This is a genomic window from Streptomyces sp. NPDC059785 (assembly GCF_042732375.1).
Lineage (GTDB): Bacteria > Actinomycetota > Actinomycetes > Streptomycetales > Streptomycetaceae > Streptomyces.
In genome coordinates this window covers 216251-237117 of the sequence record NZ_JBHWHV010000003.1, presented here as the reverse complement: position 1 = coordinate 237117, position 20867 = coordinate 216251, and the positions used below count along the sequence as shown (strand labels likewise).

19 protein-coding genes and 1 pseudogene are annotated in these 20867 nt (G+C 72.4%); 11 read left to right on the top strand and 9 right to left on the bottom strand.

What is annotated here, in order from left to right; all coding sequences use genetic code 11:
* Window positions 1-18: 18 nt before the first annotated feature.
* Together ACFV6E_RS03640 and ACFV6E_RS03635 are read right to left on the bottom strand one after the other, a co-directional pair.
* A pseudogene (locus ACFV6E_RS03640) lies at window positions 19-582 on the bottom strand (glycosyl hydrolase-related protein); the annotation flags it as partial.
* A gap of 201 nt (window positions 583-783) precedes the next feature.
* Window positions 784-1614 carry a hypothetical protein gene (locus ACFV6E_RS03635; protein ID WP_385459160.1) on the bottom strand — a complete coding sequence of 277 codons (831 nt, stop codon included), beginning with the start codon at window positions 1612-1614 and terminating at the stop codon, window positions 784-786.
* 274 nt (window positions 1615-1888) lie between these two features.
* On the opposite strand from ACFV6E_RS03635, the gene ACFV6E_RS03630 reads away from it, so the two are divergent.
* The 3 genes from ACFV6E_RS03630 (at window position 1889) to ACFV6E_RS03620 (ending at window position 4504) form a co-directional block, all read left to right on the top strand.
* A complete protein-coding gene (locus ACFV6E_RS03630) occupies window positions 1889-3319 on the top strand; it encodes a tetratricopeptide repeat protein (RefSeq protein WP_385459158.1) in 1431 nt (476 codons plus the stop codon).
* Window positions 3320-3385: 66 nt separating this feature from the next.
* Entirely contained in the window at window positions 3386-3880 is a 495-nt protein-coding gene (locus ACFV6E_RS03625; protein WP_385459156.1) for an NUDIX hydrolase, read from the top strand.
* Window positions 3881-3955: 75 nt separating this feature from the next.
* Window positions 3956-4504, top strand: coding sequence for a 2'-5' RNA ligase family protein (locus ACFV6E_RS03620; RefSeq protein WP_385459154.1), 549 nt, complete (start codon window positions 3956-3958; stop codon window positions 4502-4504).
* Between the two features lie 55 nt (window positions 4505-4559).
* On the opposite strand, the gene ACFV6E_RS03615 is transcribed toward ACFV6E_RS03620, so the two are convergent.
* Complete coding sequence (locus tag ACFV6E_RS03615) at window positions 4560-4949, bottom strand: thiol-disulfide oxidoreductase DCC family protein (protein ID WP_385459152.1); 390 nt, start codon at window positions 4947-4949, stop codon at window positions 4560-4562.
* 229 nt (window positions 4950-5178) lie between these two features.
* On the opposite strand from ACFV6E_RS03615, the gene ACFV6E_RS03610 reads away from it, so the two are divergent.
* Window positions 5179-5682 (top strand): DUF4234 domain-containing protein, encoded by a 504-nt coding sequence (locus tag ACFV6E_RS03610; protein ID WP_385168895.1) that lies wholly within the window; start codon window positions 5179-5181, stop codon window positions 5680-5682.
* A 61-nt stretch (window positions 5683-5743) separates the two neighbouring features.
* Complete coding sequence (locus tag ACFV6E_RS03605; protein WP_385459150.1) at window positions 5744-6883, top strand: winged helix DNA-binding domain-containing protein; 1140 nt, start codon at window positions 5744-5746, stop codon at window positions 6881-6883.
* Window positions 6884-6924: 41 nt separating this feature from the next.
* Here ACFV6E_RS03605 and ACFV6E_RS03600 read toward each other — a convergent pair whose 3' ends face one another.
* Both ACFV6E_RS03600 and ACFV6E_RS03595 read right to left on the bottom strand, forming a co-directional pair.
* Window positions 6925-8325 (bottom strand): glycoside hydrolase family 43 protein, encoded by a 1401-nt coding sequence (locus ACFV6E_RS03600; protein WP_385459148.1) that lies wholly within the window; start codon window positions 8323-8325, stop codon window positions 6925-6927.
* A 368-nt stretch (window positions 8326-8693) separates the two neighbouring features.
* Entirely contained in the window at window positions 8694-9176 is a 483-nt protein-coding gene (locus ACFV6E_RS03595; protein ID WP_385459203.1) for a DUF6194 family protein, read from the bottom strand.
* A gap of 77 nt (window positions 9177-9253) precedes the next feature.
* Here ACFV6E_RS03595 and ACFV6E_RS03590 point away from each other — a divergent pair, with 77 nt between their 5' ends.
* Entirely contained in the window at window positions 9254-10090 is an 837-nt protein-coding gene (locus ACFV6E_RS03590) for a MerR family transcriptional regulator (protein ID WP_385459146.1), read from the top strand.
* Window positions 10091-10364: 274 nt separating this feature from the next.
* Here the strand turns inward: ACFV6E_RS03590 and ACFV6E_RS03585 are convergent, their stop codons facing one another.
* Window positions 10365-11252 (bottom strand): SDR family NAD(P)-dependent oxidoreductase, encoded by an 888-nt coding sequence (locus ACFV6E_RS03585; RefSeq protein WP_385459145.1) that lies wholly within the window; start codon window positions 11250-11252, stop codon window positions 10365-10367.
* A gap of 71 nt (window positions 11253-11323) precedes the next feature.
* On the opposite strand from ACFV6E_RS03585, the gene ACFV6E_RS03580 reads away from it, so the two are divergent.
* From ACFV6E_RS03580 to ACFV6E_RS03565, 4 genes are all read left to right on the top strand, one after another.
* Window positions 11324-12265: a LysR family transcriptional regulator gene (locus tag ACFV6E_RS03580; RefSeq protein WP_385459143.1), complete on the top strand. Its 942-nt coding sequence runs from the start codon at window positions 11324-11326 to the stop codon at window positions 12263-12265.
* 61 nt (window positions 12266-12326) lie between these two features.
* Entirely contained in the window at window positions 12327-12926 is a 600-nt protein-coding gene (locus ACFV6E_RS03575; RefSeq protein ID WP_385168291.1) for a TetR/AcrR family transcriptional regulator, read from the top strand.
* Between the two features lie 105 nt (window positions 12927-13031).
* Window positions 13032-14165, top strand: a complete 1134-nt coding sequence (locus tag ACFV6E_RS03570) for an epoxide hydrolase family protein (RefSeq protein ID WP_385459141.1) — start codon at window positions 13032-13034, stop codon at window positions 14163-14165.
* Between the two features lie 79 nt (window positions 14166-14244).
* Window positions 14245-15093, top strand: coding sequence for an alpha/beta fold hydrolase (locus tag ACFV6E_RS03565; RefSeq protein ID WP_385459139.1), 849 nt, complete (start codon window positions 14245-14247; stop codon window positions 15091-15093).
* 63 nt (window positions 15094-15156) lie between these two features.
* Here ACFV6E_RS03565 and ACFV6E_RS03560 read toward each other — a convergent pair whose 3' ends face one another.
* Both ACFV6E_RS03560 and ACFV6E_RS03555 read right to left on the bottom strand, forming a co-directional pair.
* Window positions 15157-16179 (bottom strand): hemolysin family protein, encoded by a 1023-nt coding sequence (locus ACFV6E_RS03560; RefSeq protein ID WP_385168283.1) that lies wholly within the window; start codon window positions 16177-16179, stop codon window positions 15157-15159.
* Complete coding sequence (locus ACFV6E_RS03555; protein ID WP_385168280.1) at window positions 16176-17510, bottom strand: hemolysin family protein; 1335 nt, start codon at window positions 17508-17510, stop codon at window positions 16176-16178. Before ACFV6E_RS03555 ends, ACFV6E_RS03560 begins: the two co-directional genes overlap by 4 nt.
* Window positions 17511-17951: 441 nt before the next feature.
* Between ACFV6E_RS03555 and ACFV6E_RS03550 the strand changes: the two genes are divergently transcribed.
* Complete coding sequence (locus ACFV6E_RS03550) at window positions 17952-18995, top strand: sporulation protein (RefSeq protein ID WP_385168303.1); 1044 nt, start codon at window positions 17952-17954, stop codon at window positions 18993-18995.
* A gap of 171 nt (window positions 18996-19166) precedes the next feature.
* Here ACFV6E_RS03550 and ACFV6E_RS03545 read toward each other — a convergent pair whose 3' ends face one another.
* The gene (locus tag ACFV6E_RS03545) at window positions 19167-20837 is read right to left on the bottom strand and encodes an MDR family MFS transporter (RefSeq protein WP_385168278.1); all 1671 of its coding nucleotides are present in this window, start codon (window positions 20835-20837) and stop codon (window positions 19167-19169) included.
* Between the last annotated feature and the right edge of the window lie 30 nt (window positions 20838-20867).

Here is a 20867-nt window from a genome sequence, read left to right as displayed (position 1 = left end):
CACCCGAAGCGTCACGATCTCGAAGGGCCGGAAGTCAACGTCGATCGGCTCCCCTGCCCCCCAAGCGGCGGCCCGCACCGCGGAGTTGCCCACCCCACCCGGCTCACGTTCGAGAAGATCCGTGGTCCAGGCCCGGTCGAACGGCTCCGACACCTCGACCCGGGCCCGCGCACGCCCACCCCGCGCCTCGTAGAGCCGTACGACGAGATCCCCGGACCGGTCCTCGGCGAGCTCGACCGCCTCGACCACGACCGAGGGCGCGTCCACCGCGACGAGCGGCGCCACGGGCCCGGCACCGGTCACCGTACGCACCGGCAGATCGAGCCGGTACCCCGTATCGAGGGCCTCCAGCACGGTAGGAGCGGGCCGCACGGCGGTACGCAGCACATGCTCGCCCTGGTCCGCCCCCGGATTCGCGAGGTCGAAGAAGTGCCGCGGTGTGCCGACCCCGACCGTCGGTGAGCCCTCCAGGGAGCGTGTACGGGCGGCGGCCTCCATCATCTCCCGGGTGGGACCGCCCCCGCCGTCGCCGAACCCGAACGGCACGAGCGAGACGTTGGACAGCCCCTTCTCCGCGTACTGCCGCTGCGCCCGCGCCGACCGTCAGCGACGTCCGCACCGTCGACGTACGGGGCACCGCGCTCGGCGAGGACGGGGCGCCATCGGCGCCGCCTCACTGGTCATGCCCTCCGCGGCGTCGGCCCGCGCGGACCACCTGCTCCTGCCCGACCGGGCCGGGCGCCCGAACTCCTGAGCCCGGCGCCCCGGGCCTTCGAGCAGCGCTCAGAGCCCGTGGCCGTAATGCCGGTAGGCATGCAGAAGTGCCGCACCATTCGCCTCGTAAAGAGCGCTGGGGAGGGTCACTTCCCAGGTGAGGGGCGTGTTGATGTCCTGTACCCGAACGGCTACCGCGTCGGACCTCGCCACCGACTCGCGCATGTGGTCACGCAGGCGTCCGGTCTGCGGCATGACGATCTCCTCAACGGCGCTGCGCTGTTCCGGAGTCGACTTGGCTCCGACTGCTGTTCCGGTCGCCCGCTCCCGTGCGGAAATCTCCCTCATCAGCAGACTGAGGGTCTCCATCTCCTTGGACGAGAGTTCCCCACCACACGACCGGAAGGGCAAGTGGTGGAACATCACCGACAGTTGGAAGAAGTATCTGCAGGTGCCTTCGGAATCAAACATACCGGGCGCGACACACAGTCCGTCCGCGATCGCCAGCGGAACGGTGCAGACGAACCTCGCATAGACGTCCAGCAGATCCTCGTCGACTTGGAACGCCCGGATATCGATCGACCGGTGCCCGCCGCCCAGGCGGACCACTGCGTCACCGGGACCGCAGTTGGCGACTCCCCAGTAGTCGGGAGCCCGGCGTGCCGCGATCTCCCCGAAGCTCCGGGCGAAGGAGACAGCCCAGTCGGCGGGCGGGCCGAGCCCCGCAGGAATGCCAAGGTATACGTAGAAACGGCTGAGATCCCGCCGAATGAATCTCGGATCGTGCGTCACCTCGAACCCGAAAGGGCAGATCGCCTGAATACGGGGACTCGCGCCGCTTGCCGCCTGCGCCACCATGTGCCGCCAGGCGGCCACATCGAACGCTCCGGTCCCGGTCACGGGGAAACCTGGTGGGCGCCGCACACTACCCCGTTCCATTTCAGTGTGATGGTCGGCGGCGGCCTCGGGCCGCCGGCTCCCCGGAAGATCTCCGACGCATCCTCCGATACGCGATACCGGCAGTCAAGACCGCCGCTTGCCGGTCGCGTACCTCTATCACCCGCACTGGATCGATTACCGACGAACCGCGCCACAAGCGCACGTCGTTCCATGGCGATCTGGGCACGGGACCACCTCTTGCCTGGCGCCGATGCGGCCTCCTAGGGTATCGCTCATGCATATATGTTTCATCTGTACGGGGAATATCTGCCGCTCCCCGATGGCGGCGATCATATTCCGGGAACAGCTGCGCAGATCGGGCTTGAGTGATTGCGTGACGGTGACCAGTGCGGGCACCGGAACCTGGCACACGGGAAAGCCGATCGACCACCGTGCGGCCCGCGCACTGTCCGAGCACGGATATCCTTCCCATCATGTGGCCGCACCATTAGGGGAACGAAATATGGACGCGGACCTCTACGTCGTCATGGATGTCGAGCACAAGGCTGCACTGGAGGAAATCGTCGCGGATGCGAGCCGTATCAGAATGCTGCGCTCGTTCGACGGCGATTCCGAGAAAAGCAGTGGGGTGCCGGACCCCTACTACGGAGACGACCGTGCTTTCGACGACGTCCTCACGGTGATCCAGGCCGCCGTGCCCGGGCTCATCGACTGGGTTCGGTCGAGGTCGGCGAACGCGCGAGCGGCAGACTCCGGCTCGGGCATACATGATCCGGCGGATCTGCCGGCGCAGCGGGCCGAGGCCGACCGCCTCGGCGAGGAGGAACGCCCCCGACGTGCGGCCATGAGACTCGGCGAGTTGCTCCCCGCGTTCGAGCGTGTCTACGGTCCTGAGCACCTGGAGACGCTCATCGCCCGGGACATCCACGCACACTGGGTGGCCGAGGGCGGCGACTTCCTGCCGGCGCTCCGGGCGTTCCAGTCGTACCTGCCGGTCTGGGAGCGTGTGGCAGGCCCTGAGCACCCGGGCACCCTGCACTGCCGGCAGAACGTCGCCTACTGGACGGGAGAGGCCGGCGACTTCGCGCAGGCAGCCAAGTTGAGCAGGGAACTCCTTCCGGTACGTGAACTCGTCCTGGGTCCCGCCCACCCCGACACCCTGTTGACCCGGCACCGTCTCGCCTACTGGATCGGTGAGTCGGGCGATCCCGCCGCCGCCCTGTCCTTGTTCGAGGAGTTGCTGGACATCCGCGTCGAGCGGCAAGGAACGGAGCACGCGGACACGCTGACCGCACGGCATGAGATCGCCCGCCGTACAGGTGAGACCGGAAAGCCCGAAGCGGCTGCAGAGTTCTTCGAGGAACTGGTGCCCAGGAGGGAACGCGTCCTCGGCCCCCGGCACATCAGCATGCTGACCACCCGGCACGAGCACGCGCGGTGGACCGGCGAGGCCGGAGCACCGCAGAAGGCTCTGGACATGCTGCGCGAGCTGTTGCCGATACGTGAAGAGGTGCAGGGGCCGGACCATCCGCGAACCCTGCTGACGCGACACGAACTGGGACGGTGGATGGCGGTGAGCGGTGACCGCGCGGGGGCGGTGTCCACCGTTCGCGAGGTGTTGCACGGACGAGACCGAGTCCTCGGCCCCCACCATCCCCACACCCGGCAGACCCGCGACCTGCTTGCCGGGCTCGGGCTCCGCTGAGCCGTGCCACCGCCCCGCACCGCGCCCGCTTCGGTCCGGCCTTTCGCGGGCCGTTACGGTGGCCCGATGCCCTCCCTGAAGCTGCGTCACGCGGTCCGTGCCGTTCTCCTCGACGAGGAGGACTCCGTTCTGCTCTGCCGGTTCGAGGTGCCGGAGCCGCCCGGGAGCGTGGTGTGGACGGCTCCCGGCGGTGGGATCGAGCGGGACGAGTCGCCGCGGGCGGCGCTGCGGCGCGAGCTCCAGGAGGAGGTGGGCCTCGCGCTCGTGGGTGAACCGCCGCACGTGTGGCACCAGGAAGTCGTCTCCCCCGGACACGCGCCCGGCTACGACGGTGTCGTCAACGACTACTACCTCGTGCGCACCGCCAGGTTCGAGCCGCGCGGGACGCTGTCCGACGACGCGCTCGCCGCGGAGAACATCAGCGGTCTGAGGTGGTGGCACCCGGGTGAGATCGCCGGTTACGACGGCCCTGACCTGTTCTCGCCGCGCGACCTGTCCACGCTCCTGCCTGCGCTCATCGCCTCCGGTGTGCCGGCCGAGCCGCTGCCGCTCGGGCTCTGAGGCGGCGGGGCGGTGTCTCCGCGTGACGGCACCCGGGAACCGGCCGACCGGCCGGAGAGGTCGTAGCCTGGCACGGTGCACAGCGTGGAACTGCTGCCCGACCCCGCCACCGAGCGGGCGGTCGAGGACGTGTGGCGCCGTCTGGAGGAGTCCGGGCGGCCCAGCCTCGCCACCCACCGCCATCCGACGAACCGTCCGCACCTCACCCTGGCCACCGCCGACGCCCTGCCGCCGGAGACGGGTGACCGGGTGCGGTGCGCCCTCGCGGTGCTGCCGCTGCCCCTGTGCCTGGACGGGACCGTCCGGTTCGCCGGCCGCAAGCCGGTGCTCGCCTGGGCGGTACGGGCCGACGACGCCCTGCTGCGCCTGCACGAGACGGTCTGGCGGGCCCTGCGCGACGCGCCCGGCGGCGGCCGTCCGAACCCGCTGCACGACCCGGCCCGCTGGACTCCGCACATCACGCTCGGCCGGGGGCGCGACACCGTACCGCCGGGCCCGGAGCCCGACCCTGACGAGGACCCGTTCCGGGGGACGACGACGCCCTCCGGTGTCCTGACCGGCCGGTGGACCGGCGCACGCCACTACGACTCGGTCACCCGCACCACCGAACCCATCGGCCCGTGAGCCGCCCGCCCCACGACACATGTGACTCACGCGCGGCGCGTACCGCCGGTCTGACTCACGCGTGACGTGTACCGCCGTCCGGCCGCGCGCACGCCGGTGTTCCGCCGGGCAGGCTCCCGCGGTGGTCCGCCACGAAGCGGTAGCCGACGTGTGCGACCCAGCGCACCGGCGGCACCATCAGGGCCCCTCCCACGACCGGCCACGGGCCGCCCGCGCTCAGCAGCAGCTTCGCCACGGTCCGCACACCCCCGTAGACCGTGCCGGCCGGCGTCACCCACAGCACCTCGTGCCGCGCCCGCTCCGCGGCGACGCCGAGCGCCGCGAGATCCGCGCGCTGCCAGGGGACGGCGGTGCAGCGGGGCCGCACCACGCGCTGGAGCACGTCCACCGCCGAGGTGCAGAAGCCGCAGTCCCCGTCGAAGAGCAGCACAGGCCGGGTTCGCATACCTCCATCGTGCCCCACCCGGCTCGCTCCGTCCCGTCGGCGACCCGCTGCCGTCCGGCCACGGCGGCGGGCGGACGGTACGGCGGAACGGTCGCCGGAGCCCACGGAACACAGGACGATCACGATCGGATGACGAACTTTCACGAAACCGCCAACCGAGGCCGTTGAACCTTCACTTACTGCCATGCTGCTCCGGCTGAAGTCAGAACCGGCATATGGAGCACATGACATGGACGACGTCCAGCCCACCACCGAGCCCAGACAGACCGTCACCGCCCCGGCCGGCGCCGCGGTCGTGCCCGGCACCGCCGGCGCCCCCGTCGCCGCCCGCCTGCCCGGCCTCGCGATGAAGCGCCGCGGCCCGGTCGCGGTATGGCTGGGGCTGCCCATCGTCACCCTCGGCATCTACCAGCTGGTCTGGTACTACAAGATCCACAAGGAGCTCCAGGAGTTCGACCGGCGCCGCACCCTGAGCCCGGCCGGCAGCATGCTGGTCCTGCTCTTCCTGAGCTGGACCCTGATCGCGCCGCTGGTCTCCTTCCACAACACCGGCAAGGCCATCGCGAACGCCCAGCGCGCGGCCGGCCTGCCGGTGACGTGCAGCCCCGCCGCGAGCACCTGGCTGGCCTTCGTCTTCGGCCTCAACATCTGGTACATGCAGCGCCAGCTCAACCTGGTCGTCGACAAGTACCCGGGCGCCGAGCCCGGCACCGAGGTGCCCCTCGCCGCCTGACCGGCGCTGCCCGCCGGGCCCCGGCCGCTGCGCAGCGGCCGGGGCCCGCGATACTCCTGGCGTGACACTCACCGCGCGACAGCTCGCCCTGGCCACCCTCGACCGTCAACTCCTGCTCGCCCGTGGGCAGATAGAGGTGGCGGAGGCGGTGCGCCGGGTCGGCGCGCTCCAGGCCCAGTCACCGGCATCGCCGTACCTGGCCCTGTGGAACCGCGTGAAGGACTTCGCGCCCAAGGACCTCGACGCGGCGTTCGCGGACCGCCGGATCGTGAAGGCGACCCTCATGCGGATCACGCTGCACGCCGTCCACGCCGACGACTACGAGCCCTTCCGCGCCGCCATGCTGAGCAGCCTGCGGGCGGCCCGGCTGTACGACCGCCGTTTCACCGCGACGGGGCTGTCCCCCGCCGACGCCGACGCGCTCCTCCCTGCACTCGCGGCGTTCCTGGAGCGGCCCCGCACGGGCGCCGAGGTGGAGGCGGAGATCACCGGGAGGTTCGGCGCGCACGCGCACCGGGTGTGGTGGGCGCTGCGCACGTACGCGCCCGTGCATCACGCGCCGGCCGGCGGCCCCTGGTCGTTCGCGCAGCGCAACTCCTACCGCGCCTCCTGGGCGGCTCCCGCGGCCACGCCGGAGGAGGCCGCCGCCGGAGTACGGCGGCTGCTGCTCGCCCATCTGCGCGCGTTCGGGCCCGCCTCCGCCCAGGACTTCGCCCGGTTCACCCTGCTGACCCGGGCCGCGACGGCACGGGCGCTGGACGAGCTCGGCGACCGGCTGGTGCGGGTGCCGGGACCGGGCCGGGCCGTCCTGTTCGACCTGCCCGGCGCCACCGTGCCCGCCGACGACACCCCGGCTCCGCCCCGGCTGCTGCCGATGTGGGACAGCACGCTGCTGGCCCACGCCGTACCCGGCCGGCTCATGCCCCGGGAGTACCGGCCCCTGGTCGTCCGGCGCAACGGCGACGTACTGCCCTGCCTGCTCGTCGACGGGCAGGTCGCCGGGGTGTGGCGCGCGAGCGGCGGCGGGGTGGAGATGACCGCCTTCCGCGAGCTCGGCAGGGCCGCGTGGCAGGGGCTCACCGAGGAGGCCGAGCGGCTGTCGGCACTGCTCGCCGACCGCGACCCGGCCGTCTACGGGCGCTACGGGCACTGGTGGGACAAGGGGTTCCCCGCCGCCGGGACCAGGTCGGTCAAGGGCTGACGCGACCGGGCCGGTCAGGGGCCGACAGCCCGGCCGCGGGGTCAGTACCCGACGTAGAACGTGGCGTCCTGCTGCTCCGTCGTGGTGGAGACCGGGTCGATCCGCAGGACGTAGTTGGAGTGGCGGATGTAGCGGGTCGGGTTGTTGTACGAGCGGAACGACGACCACGAGGAGTCGGCCAGGCCCGACGTCCGGTAGAAGGTGGCGTCCGCGGCGAACGTCGACGTGCCGTCGTTCTCGTCGAGCCGCAGGTTGTAGTCGTAGTGCCGCAGATATCTGGTCGGGTAGTTGACCGACTGGAAGGACACTCCGGAGCTGTCGGCGAGGCCCGCCACGAGCTTCCACTGGGAGTCGGCGTACGGATCGAAGGCGTACTCGTCGATGCGGGCGGCGTAGTTGGAGTGGCGGACGTAACGGGCCGGGTAGTTGTACGACTTCAGCCGGTTCCAGGTGGGGGTGCCCCACTTGGCGAGCAGGTTGCTGTACTGGGCCGAGGTGATCGGGTGGATGCCGCAGTGCTTGGAGTTGAGCGGCTGGGTGTACTTCTTCTGGTCCAGGGCCGTCCAGGTGCCCGCGGCCAGGCTGCTGGTCTGCCAGGCGTAGAAGACGCCGTTCGGGCTCCAGGTGTCGCCCCACAGGTACCAAGTCGTATTCGACGCCAGGGACTTGACCAGGGTCGGGGCCTCGGTGCCGCCGTGCGAGACGGCGGTGCTGAACTCGGTGAAGCTGCCGGGGTTCAGTGAGGTCGAGCGCGCGCCGACGAGGGTCGAACTCTTCTTGAAGTACAGGTAGTTGTATCCGCTCACGCCGATGGCCAGGTCGCCGTCGATGACGTCGTAGCCGGGGTCGAAGAAGACCTGGGGGTCGCCCGCGGTCACGAAGTCACTGGTGTAGTTGACCATGATGACGTTGTGCCCGCTGCTGTTGACGGCCGAGTAGATCACCCCGTACGTGCCGCGGCTCGCGTCCCAGTACGCCTCGGGCGCCCAGCTGTGGGTGTTCATGGAGTGCAGCTTCAGCCGCCGGTAGCCGGTGAAGCTGCGCAGGTCGGCGGAGTCCCAGACGTGGATGTACTGGCTGACGTAGGTCCAGTCCGTGCCGTACAGGTCGGTGGCGATGACCACGAACGTGCCGTCCTGCTTGCGCAGGACGAAGGGGTCCCGCAGCCCCTGGGAGCCCGCGGTCGGCACGGCTACGGGGGCGTTCTGGTTGAGCGGCGTCCACTGAAGGCCGTCGGTGCTGACGGCCAGATGCAGACCGTAGTTGGCGGCCAGCATGTCCGGGGACTCGGTGAAGTAGCACATGACGTACGCCGAGTCGGCGGCGTGGGCGGTCCCGGCACCGAGCGCCAGCGCGCCGGTGGCCGCCAGCGGGACGGTCGCGGCCAGACCGAGGACCGAGCGGCGGGAGGGGTACGGACCGGGGCGGGACGGTGCGCTCATCTGCTCTCCAAGGGGGGTGTGGAGCGGCATCCGGACAGGGCTGATCGATCGAGCCGGCCTGTCAAGCCGGCTTGTCGAGCTGGCTTGTGAAGCTGGTCGAGATTTCGAACGCGGTGCGGTGAGTCGATCAGAAGTTAGAGGCGGTCCGAGAGCGCGTCAATCGCCTTGCGGGAGATTGCCGGGACGCGTGGGGCGGCGGGGGCGGGGCGGCAGGCGCGCGGGCGGCGGGCGGCGGGCGGCGGGCGGCGCGGGACTGTACGTGCGGGCGCCGGGGACGCCTTCGGCTACCCGCCCGGCCTCGGCCGGGACGTCCGCACCCCCGCTCGAAGCCGGCTACCCGCCGCACCTCATCGCCGCCCTCGGCGCGCCTACGCCGTGGTCCCCGGCGTACTCCCCCGCTCGTCCCGCCGCCCGGACCGGGCCCGGGCGGCGTCGTGGGCGGCGCGCAGCAGCCGCACCACCGTGTCACCGGTCCGCTCACCGGGCCGGACCACACAGACCCAGCTCTGCGCGCCGTACACCGGATGCGGCAGCACCCGGTCGGCCACCGTGAAGTCGCGGCGGCGCTTCAGGTCACGCGGCTCCTCGCCGGTCAGCTCGCGGAACGTCGCGCGGTCGACGTGCACGTTCACGCGCCAGCGGTCCGCGGCATCGAGGTCCGAGGCCTCGTCGCCGGGGAGGTTCTTGGTGACGATCGTCCCGTAGGGCTGGGTGCGGCCGGGTATCCGTCCGTCGGGGGCGTAGTAGAAGAACGCGTCCCCCCAGACCGGCTCGGGGAGGTCGCCGCCGGGTTCGGCGACGACGACGAGCGCGCCGTCGAGGCCGCGCACGGTCGCGATGATCTGTTCCATACTCATGTCGATGGGCATGGTTCAAGCATCTGCTTCAAGTGCTTGTGTGGGGTTGGCGGGAGTTGGCGGGGTTGGCGATGGAGGAGCCGGGGAGCGACGTACGACGCGTGCGACGTGTGCGCCGCGTGCCGCTCAGGACGGTCGACGTGGCCCGGCAGTCGGGCTACTCGCCGCAGCAGGTGCGCGATCTGGAGCGGCTGGGCGTCATCCCCCCGGCCGCCCGGTCGGACAACGGCTATCGCGCCTACGCGCCCGTCCACGTGCAGGCGCTTCGCGCCTATCGGGGACTCGCCGCTGCCGCCGGTCCGGTGGCGGCCCGGCGCCTGCTCACGGAGTTGCGGACCGCGACGCTCGCGGAGGCGGCCGCGGCGGTCGGCGCGGTGCACGTCCGGCTCGCCGAGGAGCGTGAGGAGGCGCTGCACGCCCTGCGGGCGCTGCGGGCGATCCAGACGGAGACGGACACGGCGGACGCGGCGGACACGGCGGACACGGCGGACGGCGACCCACCCGGGCGCGGAGGTGACGCGATGACGATCACTCAGCTCGCCGGAGCGCTCGGCGTACGTCCCTCCACCCTGCGGTTCTGGGAGCAGGAGGGGCTGGTCGTCCCCGAGCGGGTGACGTCGCTGCGAGCGCGCCGCTACGACCGGTCGGCCATCGGGGCCGCCCGTATCGTCGCGGCCCTGCGCGCGGGCGGTTACGGCATCCCCGCGGTGCGCGACATCATCGGCTCCCTGCACCGGCTCGACGGCCTGGAGGAGACCCGGCGCGTGCTGCGGCGGCGGCTCGACCTGATCGCCGAGCGGAGCGTGGCGCTGCTGCGGGCGGGCGCCGAACTGGCGGCCGTCGTCACGTCCGCGCGGGAACCGTCGGCACGAGCCGGGCTTCCGCCGGCTGACGACGCCGCCGGCTGACCGGTCCGCCGGCCGACGAGCCGACTCACCGCGCGCCCGGCCCCGTACGGCCGGTGTCACGCCACCCCGGCGAGCAGGTCCTGCGACAGGGCCCACAGGCGGCGGGCGTTGCCGTCCGCCGCGAGTGTGTCGCGCTGGCCGGTGGCGAGCGCGAAGTGGCCCAGGGGGTGACCAGCCGGTCGCGCCCCACGGTCACGGTCAGGGGCTGACCAGCCCGTCCCGCCCCCACGGTCACGCTCCGGAGGTGATCGACCAGTCCTGCCCGCGGTCACGCTCAGGGAGTGACCAGAGCGTCCTGCTCCACCGGAGGTGTGCCGTCGTGCCAGTCCAGGGGCTTGCCGAAGCGGACCAGTTCGCCGTACAGGGCGCGGTCGGCGCGCTCGGCGAAGACCAGGTCGAGTACGGCCGCGGCGGCCGTGGCCGGTGACTGCGCCTGGCTGAAGTCGCTGAACCAGGGGCGCGAGGTGGCGGTGTCGACCATGCCGGGGCAGACGGACGCGATCAGCGTGCCGGTGGCGAGGTCCTGTGCGCGGCGTTCCGCGGCGACCGCCCGGACGGCGGCGACCTGGGCGACCTTCGAGGGCACGTTCAGCCAGACCGGCCAGCCCGCCTCCCGCGCGGTGCCGTGGTGGACGGCGGAGCGCCACGACTCGACGGCGTACTCGACCTGGTCGAGGCTCGCGCCGTCGAAGAGGTGGTGCAGGCGCGGGTCGAGGTGGCCGAGAGTGCCCAGGCTGCTGGCCACGACCAGGAGCCGCCCGCCCGGGCGCAGGACGGGCCCGAAGGAGCGCAGCACCGCGTGCGTGGCGGTGTTGGAGACGTCGATGAACTCGTCCGCCCGCGCGGCCTGCGACTGCTCGGGCAGGACGCGGGCGACCGCGTTGGAGAGAACGACGTCGACGCCGCCGTACCGGGCCCGGAGGTCCGCGGCGAGGCGGGCGATCGCGTCGGTGTCCGTGACGTCCAGGACCCGGCCCTCGACGCGGGCGCGGGTGCCGGGCAGGCGGCCGGTCTCCCGGGCGGCGGCCGTCACCCGCTCCGGGCTGCGGCCGGTGAGCAGGACCAGGTCGTCCGGGCTCATGCGGGCCGCGAGTCCTTCGACGAGGGCGCGGCCGAGTCCTTGGTTGGCGCCCGTGACGAGGGCGATGCGTGAAGAGGTCATGCGCACCACGCTAGGAACCCGTCATCCATGAGTCCAACGAGAGTACGGAACTCATGCTATGCGTAAACGTCATGGACTTCTCGGATGTGTCACTGACCGCGCTACGGGTCTTCCGCGCGGTCGCCGACCAGGGCACCTTCACCGCGGCCGCCGCCTCGCTCGGCTACACCCAGTCGGCGGTGTCCCGGCAGATCGCCGCGATCGAACGGGCCGCGGGCGGGGAGCTGCTGGAGCGGCGGCGCGACGGCGTACGGCTCACCGCGGCGGGCCGGATCGTCATGCGCCGCGCCACCGTCGTGCTCGACGAGATCGACGCGACCGCGCGCGAGCTGTCGGGCCTGCCCGGACAGGCCGGCACGGTCCGCCTCGGCTGGTTCCCCAGCGCCGGCGTCGTGCTCGCCCCCCGCGCCCTGACCGCGCTGCGCCGTTCGGACCCTGAGCTGCACGTCGTCGGCCGGGAGGGCAGCACACCGGCGCTGGTGCGCGCGCTGCGGGCCGGCAGTCTGGACCTCGCCCTGCTGGCGTCGGCACCGCCGTTCCGGCCGCCGGACTCCGAGTCGCCCGCGCTCGAACTGCGGACGCTCACCGAGCGCGCCCTGTGTCTCGCGGTGCCCGCCGGCCACCCGCTGGCCCGCGGCGACTACGCCGACGTGGCCGACCTGCGCGGGCAGCGCTGGATCGCGGGCTCGAACTCCGGCGAGGACCGGTTGATGGGTGTGTGGCCGGGACTGGGCGAACGGCCCGACATCGCGCACACCGCCCGCGACTGGCTCGCCAAACTCCACCTCGTCGCCGCCGGATGCGGACTGACCACCGTGCCCGCCGTCCTCGCCGCCGCCGCACCGGCGGGCGTCCGCGTCCTCCCCGTCCGCGGCGGCCCGCAGGAACAGCGGCGTCTGCTCCTGGCCCGTCTTCCCCGTCCGTGGACCGAGCCGGTCGCCAGGGTGGCGGCCGCCCTCCGCGCCGCCGCCCTGGACGTCGAGACCCCGGCCCCGGCCACGCCGCCCTCGTGACACGCGAACGCCGCCGCCCCCGGTAAGAACGTCCGTTCCTACGTACTGTACGTTTGTTCCTATGACCACGAGAGAAGGCACCGGAGACCCAACGGGAGCGGGGCGGCGGGCGCGGCGGCACGATCCGGAGCGCAGGGCGCGCATCCTGGACGCCGCGCTCGACGTGCTCGTGGCGGACGGCGTGGCCGGTCTCACGCACCGCAAGGTCGCCTCCCGCGCGGACGTCCCGCTGGGCTCGGTCACCTACCACTTCGCGAGCCTGGCCGAGCTGCGGGCCCGGGCGTTCGCCCGGTACGTCGAGCAGCGGAGCGCGGAGTTCGAGGCCCTCTTCACGTCCGTGGCGACACCGGACGATCTGGTCGAGGTCCTGGTGGAGCTCGTACAGGGCGGACCCTCCCGGCGCCGCAGCGCGGTCCTTGGCTTCGAACTGCGGCTGGCGGCGCTGCGCGACCCCGCGCTGCGCACGCTGACCCAGGAGTGGACCTCCGCCGCCCGCGCCGTCCTGGCCCGCTTCACCGGACCGGAGCCGGCCGCCCGTCTCGACGCGCTGCTCGAAGGCATGATCATGCACGCGCTGCTGGCGACAGAGCCGGAGCCGCGGGAACAGACGCGGGCGGCCGTCGTGCAGGCCCTCGCTCCGGCCACCGGGCGACGGATGTGAACACCGCCACCACGGTCGCCCCCGCCCCCGCCCCTCGGCCGACCTGTCAGCCGTCCCGTTCACCCAGCCGATCCGCCAGCCGTCCCGTTCACCCAGGAGAGACCCATGTCCAGCGGCAGCCCCATGATTTCGGTCAGTGACGCCGAACTGCACGATCTGCGCGCCCGGTTGCGGGCCACGAGATGGCCCGAGCCCTGGCCGGTCGGCGGCTGGGAGGCCGGTACCGACACCGCGGAACTCCGCCGGCTCGTCACGTACTGGGCCGACGGCTACGACTGGCGGGCGCACGAGGCCGTCGTCAACGCCCTGCCCAACCACCTCGCCGATCTCGACGGCACCCCCGTGCACTACCTCCGCTACGACGGCGAGGACCCCGCCGCGCTGCCGATCGTCCTCACCCACGGCTGGCCCAGCTCCGTCCTGGAGCTCACCGCCCTCGCCGAACGGCTGGCGACGCCCTCCCGGTACGGCGGTGCGGCGCGGGACTCCTTCACCGTCGTCGTCCCCTCGCTGCCCGGCTTCGTCTTCTCCCCCCAGCGCCCCACCCTGACCGGCGCGGACCAGACCCACCGCCTCTGGCACCGGCTGATGCACGACCACCTCGGCTTCGACCGGTACGCGGCCCACGGCGGCGACCTGGGCGCCGGCATCACCTCCCGGCTCGCCGAGGCCCACCCCGAGGCGGTGGCCGGCATCCACCTGCTGGCCGCGGCGGCCCCGGCCGCGTACGAGCCGGCCGGGCTCACCCCCGAGGAACGGACCCACCTCGACTCGGTCGCCGAATGGGTGGCGGAGGAGGGCGGTTACCAGCACCAGCAGACCACCCGCCCGCTCACGCTCGCCCCCGCCCTGACCGACTCACCGGCCGGCCTGCTCTCCTGGCTCGTCGAGAAGTACCGCGCGTGGACCGACTGCGCAGGCGCGCTGTCGACGCGCTTCAGCGACGACTTCCTGCTCACCCAGGCGTCCCTGTACTGGTTCACCGGCACGATCTCCACCTCGTTCCGGCCCTACTACGAGTACGGCCACGGGCTGACCCGGCGGGTGGAGCGGGTGGACGTCCCGACGGCCCTCGCCCTGTTCCCTGCCGCCCTGAGCCGGCCGCCGCGGAGCTGGGCCGAGCGGACGTACCGTCTCACCCGGTACACGCACATGCCCCGCGGCGGCCACTTCGCCGCCCACGAGGAACCCGGCCTGCTGGCCGGTGACATCACCGAGTTCTTCCGCGATCACCGCTGACCGGCCGTGCGGCCGGGGCGGGGACCGGCCGGGAACATCCGTCCGAGCCACCTGCCCGCATGCGTCCGGCGGTGGGCCCATGACCACTTCGGAAAGGCGATCGGCCGCGCGGGTACGGGGCGGCGCCGAGGACATGATGCTGTCCCTGGACGGCGGCGACCTGCACGTACGCCGGGACGGCCCGCGCGACGCGCCCGCGCTCCTGCTCGTCCACGGGTCCGCCGCCTCCACCCGCTCGTGGGACGCGCTGGTCCCGCTGCTGACCCCCTCCCACCACGTCGTCCTCGTCGACCTGCCCGGACACGGCCGTTCACCGGAACCGGCCGGCCACGGCCACGCGGTCCCCGGGCAGGCCCGCACGGTCGGCGCGGCGCTGGACCGGCTCGGCGTCCGGCACGCCGTCGTCGGCCACTCCGGCGGCGGTTACACGGCCACCGCGCTCGCCGAGCAGCGCCCCGATCTGGTGACCGCGCTCGCCCTCGTCAACACCGGTCCCCGCCCGGACGCCTTCGCCGGGCAGGCGTCCGCCGCGATCGAGCCCGCGCTGTGGCCGCCGTCCGACGAGCAGGTCCGGCTGCTGGCGAGCACCGCCTTCCGGGACGGTTTCCCGGTCCCGCAGGAACTCGTGGACGACGTACGCGGCATGACCTTCCAGGCGTTCACCGGCTCGTCGCAGGCGTCGCCGGCCTATCCGGCCGAGCGGTCGCTGCCTGACCGGCTCGCGGCCCTCGGCAAGCCGCTGCACGTGATTTTCGGTGATCGGGACCGGCGTTGGCGCCCCGGGTCCGCCGCCGACTACCGCGTGGTGCCGGGCGCGCACGTCGAGTACCTGCCCGGGTCCGGGCACACGCCGATCATCGAGGACCCGCAGCGGACCGCCGCGCTCCTGCTGGACTTCGCCAAGGCCCAGTGCGCGCGGGCGGAGTGAAGCGGGAGGCGACGACGCGGCGCATGTGTCGGGGTCCGGGCCCCGACACATGCGCGGCGCGCCCTACTTGGCCGGTGCCGCCGGGCCGACCAGTTCCGACAGCACGTCCTCCATGGTGACGAAGCCGAGCACGGTGCCCTTCTCGCCGGTGACCGCCGCCAGGTGGCTCCCCGCGGCGCGCAGCGCGGTGAGCGTGTCGTCGAGCGGGGTGTCGAGCCGGACCCGGGTGAGCGGGTGCAGCGCGCTGTCCGGGAAGGGCCGCTCGCGGTCGGTGACGCCCAGGGTGTCCTTGATGTGGAGGTAGCCCAGGAGCGTGCCGCCGGGTCCGGTGACCGGGAAGCGGGAGAACCCGGCGGCCGAGGCGACCCGTTCGAGACGGACGGGGGTGATGCCCCGGTCGACCGTCGTCATCCGCTGGGCCGGGACGAGTATCTCGCCGACCGGCCGGGTGCCCAGTTCGAGGGCGTCGCGCAGCCGCTCGCCGTCCTGCGCGGAGAGCAGTCCCGCCTCGCTGGAGTCGAGGACCATGCGGGCGAGCTGGTCGTCGGTGAAGACCGACTCGACCTCGTCCTTGGGCTCCACCTTGAGCATCCGCAGCAGCGTGTTGGCGAAGGCGTTGATGCCGAAGACGACCGGCTTCAGGGCCCGGGTGAGCGCCACGAGCGGCGGGCCGAGCAGCAGCGCGGTCGGCACGGGCGCCGCGAGCGCGATGTTCTTCGGCACCATCTCGCCGAAGAGCATGTGCAGATACGTCGCCACGGCCAGGGCGATGACGAACGAGATCGGGTGCACGAGCGCGTGCGGCACGTGCACCGCCTCGAAGCCCGGCTCCAGCAGGTGCGCGATCGCGGGTTCGGCCACGGCGCCGAGCACCAGGGAGGAGACGGTGATGCCCAGTTGGGCGGTGGCGAGCATCGCCGAGAGGTGTTCCAGGGCCCACAGGGTGGACCGGGCGCGCTTGCTGCCCTCCTGCGCGCGGGGCTCGATCTGGCTGCGCCGCACGGAGATCAGGGAGAACTCACCGCCGACGAAGAACGCGTTGGTGAGCAGGGTGAGCGCGCCGATCGCGAGTTGCAGGACGGTCATCGGGCGTCCTCCATCAGCTGCTTCGCCGCGGGCGTGGGTTCGGTGATGCGGACGCGGTCGGCCCGGTGGTGCTCGACGTCGAGCACCACCAGCTCCCAGCCGTCGACGTCGACGGCATCGTCCCGCGCGGGGATGCGGGCCAGGCGGGTGGCGATCAGTCCCGCCACGGTCTCGTACGGTCCGTCGGGCGCGGTCAGTCCGATCGAGGCGAGTTCGTCGATGCGTACGCCGCCGTCCGCCTCCCACACGGCGCGTCCGTCCGCGGCCGGGGCGGCGGGCTCCAGGGCGGCGGTCTCGACCGGGTCGTGCTCGTCGCGCACCTCGCCGACGACCTCCTCGACGATGTCCTCCACGGTCGCCACTCCGGCCGTGCCGCCGTACTCGTCGATGACGACGGCCATGGTGCGGGTCTCGCGCAGCCGCTCCAGGAGCCGGTCGGCGGGCAGGCTGTCGGGGACCAGGAGCGGTTCGGTCGCCAGCTCGGAGACCGGCGTCAGCCGCCGCGCGCCCGGCTCGTGGGCGAGCACGTCACGGATGTGGACCGTGCCGACCACCTCGTCCAGGCTGTCGCGGTAGACGGGGAAGCGGGACAGGCCGGTGGCGTGCGCGAGGACGGCGGCGTCGGCGGCCGTGGCGTGCACCTCAAGGGCCTGTACGTCGACGCGCGGCGTCATCACGTTCTGCGCGGTCAGCTCGCTCAGGTGCAGCGTGCGGACGAACAGCTCGGCCGAGTCCGCCTCCAGGGCGCCCTCGGCGGCGGAGTGCCTGGCGAGGGCGACGAGTTCCTCCGGGGTACGCGCGGAGGCCAGCTCCTCGGCGGGTTCCAGGCCGAAGCGGCGTACGAAACGGTTCGCCGTGTTGTTCAGGTTGCGGATGAACGGCCCGAACGCGGCGGTGAAACCGCGCTGGGGTCCGGCCACCACCTTGGCCACCGCCACCGGACGGGCGATCGCCCAGTTCTTCGGCACCAGCTCGCCGACCACCATGAGGATCACCGTGGACAGCGCGACGCCGAGCACGGAGGCGACCGAGGAGGCGGCGCCGCCGAGGCCGAGGGCTTCGAGGGGGCCGCGCAGCAGCGCGGCGAGCGACGGCTCGGCGAGCATGCCGATCACCAGCGAGGTGATGGTGATCCCGAGCTGGGCGCCGGAGAGCTGGAAGGTCAGGGTCCGCGCGGCCTTCAGCGCACCGTCGGCACCCCGCTCCCCCGCCTCGGCGGCCCGCTCAAGATCGGCGCGCTCGACGGTGGTCAGCGAGAACTCGGCCGCCACGAACAGGGCGCAGGCCAGCGTCAGCAGCAGGGCCAGCAGCAGCAACAGCACCTCGGTCACCGTGCCGCCACCTCCCGGTCGAGACGGTCGGGTCTGCGGACACGCGGCCGGCGGGTCACGGCACGGGGCCGGCTGCTGGGGGGCTCACCCATCGCGGGCTGGGCTCCTTCCGGTGCGGAGGATCGGCGTGATCCTGGGCGGTCACGAGGGCGGGGCACCCTCGCGTTCATCGTAAAAGCACGGCAAAATACCCTAGTCAAGGGCGTCATGCCGCCGGTCGCGCGACGTTTTTCGGACGTTGTCGCCACTCGGCCTCAAAGGTGCTGGACGCGGTCGCGCCCCCGCATATGCTTCTACACATCTGTAGAACGCGGACCTCCGCGGCGATGTTCCCGGCCGCCGGCGCCCGCGGACTCCTCCTGCCCCACCCACGCGGTCACGCACGACGCGTGGACACGCGAGACATGTAGACAACGCAAGACATAGGGAGTGGACGCCACGATGGTGTTCAAACGGCTGCTCGGCTCGCTCGGCGTCGGCGGTCCCACGGTGGACACGGTTCTCGATCCCGGCCCGGTACTGCCCGGCGGCGGGCTCACGGGACAGGTCCACCTCAAGGGCGGCGACGCCCCCTTCGACATCGAGCACATCACCCTGGAACTGGTCGCCCACGTCGAGGCGGAGCACGAGGACGGCGAGTCCCACGGCACCGTCACCTTCGAACGGTACGTCGTCGGCGGCGGCTTCCGGCTCGCCGAGGGCGGGCAGCACAGCGTCCCCTTCACGGTGCACCTGCCGTGGGAGACCCCGGTCACCGAGCTGTACGGGCAGGCGCTGGGCATCGTCCTCGGCGTGCGCACCGAACTGTCCGTGGCCGGCGCCAGGGACAAGGGCGACCTCGACGCGCTCACCGTCGGTCCCCTCCCGGTCCAGGAGGCCGTCCTCGAAGCCTTCGGGCAGCTCGGCTTCGGCTTCCGGTCCGCCGACCTGGAGTACGGCCGGATCGGCGGCACCGGCCAGCAGCTCCCCTTCTACCAGGAGATCGAGCTGACCCCGGCGCCGCAGTACGCCCACGCGGTCAACGAGATCGAGGTGACCTTCCTGGCCACGCCGGGCGGCATGGAGGTGATCCTGGAGGCGGACAAGCGCGGCGGGCTCTTCTCCGCCGGCCACGACGCGCTCACCCGCTTCACGGTCGCCCACGACGACCTCCACCGCTACGACTTCAAGGACCTGGTCGACGGCTGGGTCCGCGGCCTGGTCGAGCACCGCTCCGCGTACGCGAGCGGCTCGGCGTACGGCCACGGCGGCCCCGTGTACGACGGCCGCGGCTCCGCGTACGACGGCCACGGTCACGTACACCACGAGGACCACCACCACGAGGGTCACCGTTCGGGCCCCGGCGTGGGCACCGCGATCGCGGCGGGCGCGGCGGGACTGGCCGTCGGCGTCGTCGGCGGCCTGGTCGCGGCCGAAGTCGTCGACGAGGTGGGCGACTTCTTCGAGGGCGACGAGGACGACGAGGGCGGGGACGAGGAGGACTGACGCATCCCCGTCTCCCTCGCCCGCAACGCCTTCGCGGTGCTCACCGGGGCCGTCACCGTGACGTGGTGACGGCCCCGGTCCTGAGCCCGGAGCGGCCTCCTCCGGCGGACCCGCGCGCCGGAGCCCGGCCGTCCCTCTTACGACTCCGTCCCTCTCAGGACTCCGTTCCTTTTACGACTCCGCCCGCGCCGCGGGCGGAGCGGGTGCCTCGGCCGCCGCCCCGTTCGCCGCGTCCGCGCCGGCGGCGTCGGCGGGGCCCGCGGCCACCACACCGGGCTGGGTGTCGGCGAGGGGCTTCTCCGGCAGGATCAGCGCCAGGACCAGGCCGATGACGAAGACCGGGGTGAGGTAGAGGAACACCGGGGTCAGCGCGTGCTGGTAGGCGTCGATGACCAGGGTCTGGAGCTCGGCCGGGAGCTGGTGGACCAGGGCCGGGGTGAGCGACTCGGAGCTGCCGACGGACGTGGTGGCGTCGCGGGGCAGGGTCTCGGCGAGCTGGTCGGTGAGCCGGGAGGCGAAGACCGAGCCGACCGCGGCGGTGCCGAGGGTGGCGCCGATCTCGCGGAAGAAGTTGTTCGACGAGGTGGCGGTGCCGACCTCACTGGCCGGGAAGTCGTTCTGCACGGCGAGGACGAGGGTCTGCATCAGCAGGCCGACACCGGCGCCCATCAGGAAGACGTACACGCAGACGAGCACGATCGAGTCGTCCACGTCCAGCGTCGACATCAGGAAGACGGCGAGGCCGGTGACGATCGAGCCGGCGATCGGGTAGACGCGGTAGCGGCCCGTCTTGCTGATCAGCGAGCCGGACGAGATGGCGGTGGACATGATGCCGACGACCATCGGCAGCATCAGCAGACCGGCCTCCGTGGCCGTCTTGCCGTAGACCATCTGGAGGTAGGTGGGCAGGTAGCCGATCACGGCGAACATGCCGACGCCGACGACCAGCAGGCCGATCAGTGTGGAGATGTTGAAAATCTTGCTGCGGAAGATGCCCGGCGGGATGATCGGCTCCGCGACCCGCCGCTCGACCACGAAGAACAGCACCCAGGCGACGACGCCGCCCACGGCCAGGCCGAGGATCAGCGGGTCGGTCCAGCCGTAGTCGTTGCCGCCCCAGGTGGCGACGAGCACCGTGCAGGCGACGGCAGCGGCCATCAGCACGAAGCCGGCGTAGTCGAAGACGACCTTGACCGGGTGGCGCGGCAGCCGCATGCCGAAGGCGCAGATGGCCAGGGCGAGGACGCCGAGCGGCAGGTTGATCCAGAAGCACCAGCGCCAGTCGGAGCTGTCGGTGAACCAGCCGCCGAGCAGCGGTCCGGCGACGGAGGCGAGGCCGAAGACCGCGCCCATGGGTGCCATGTACTTGGCGCGCTGCCGGGGCGGCACCAGGTCGGCGATGATCGCCTGCGAGGTGATCATGAGGCCGCCGCCGCCCAGGCCCTGTACGGCCCGGCCGATCACGAGCAGCGTCATGGACTGCGCCATGCCCGCGAGGGCGGAGCCCAGGATGAACACGGCGATGCCGGTCAGGAACACGGCCTTGCGGCCGAGCATGTCGCCGAGCTTGCCGTAGACGGGCATGCCGATGGTGGCGGCGAGGATGTACGCGGTGGTCACCCAGGCCATGTGGCTGACGCCGTCGAGCTCGCCGACGATCGTGGGCAGGGCGGTGGAGACGATGGTCTGGTCGAGCGCGGCCAGCAGCATCGCGATCATGAGGCTGGCGAAGATCAGCCCGAAGTGACGCGGCAGCGCGGTGGGTTCGACGGACGGTCCGTCACCCGTGCGCTGCCCGGGTATGCCGGGGCCGGGTCGGGCCGCGGTGGATGCGGTGGGCATGAGCGGGTCTTTCTGGTCGTAGAAGGGGTG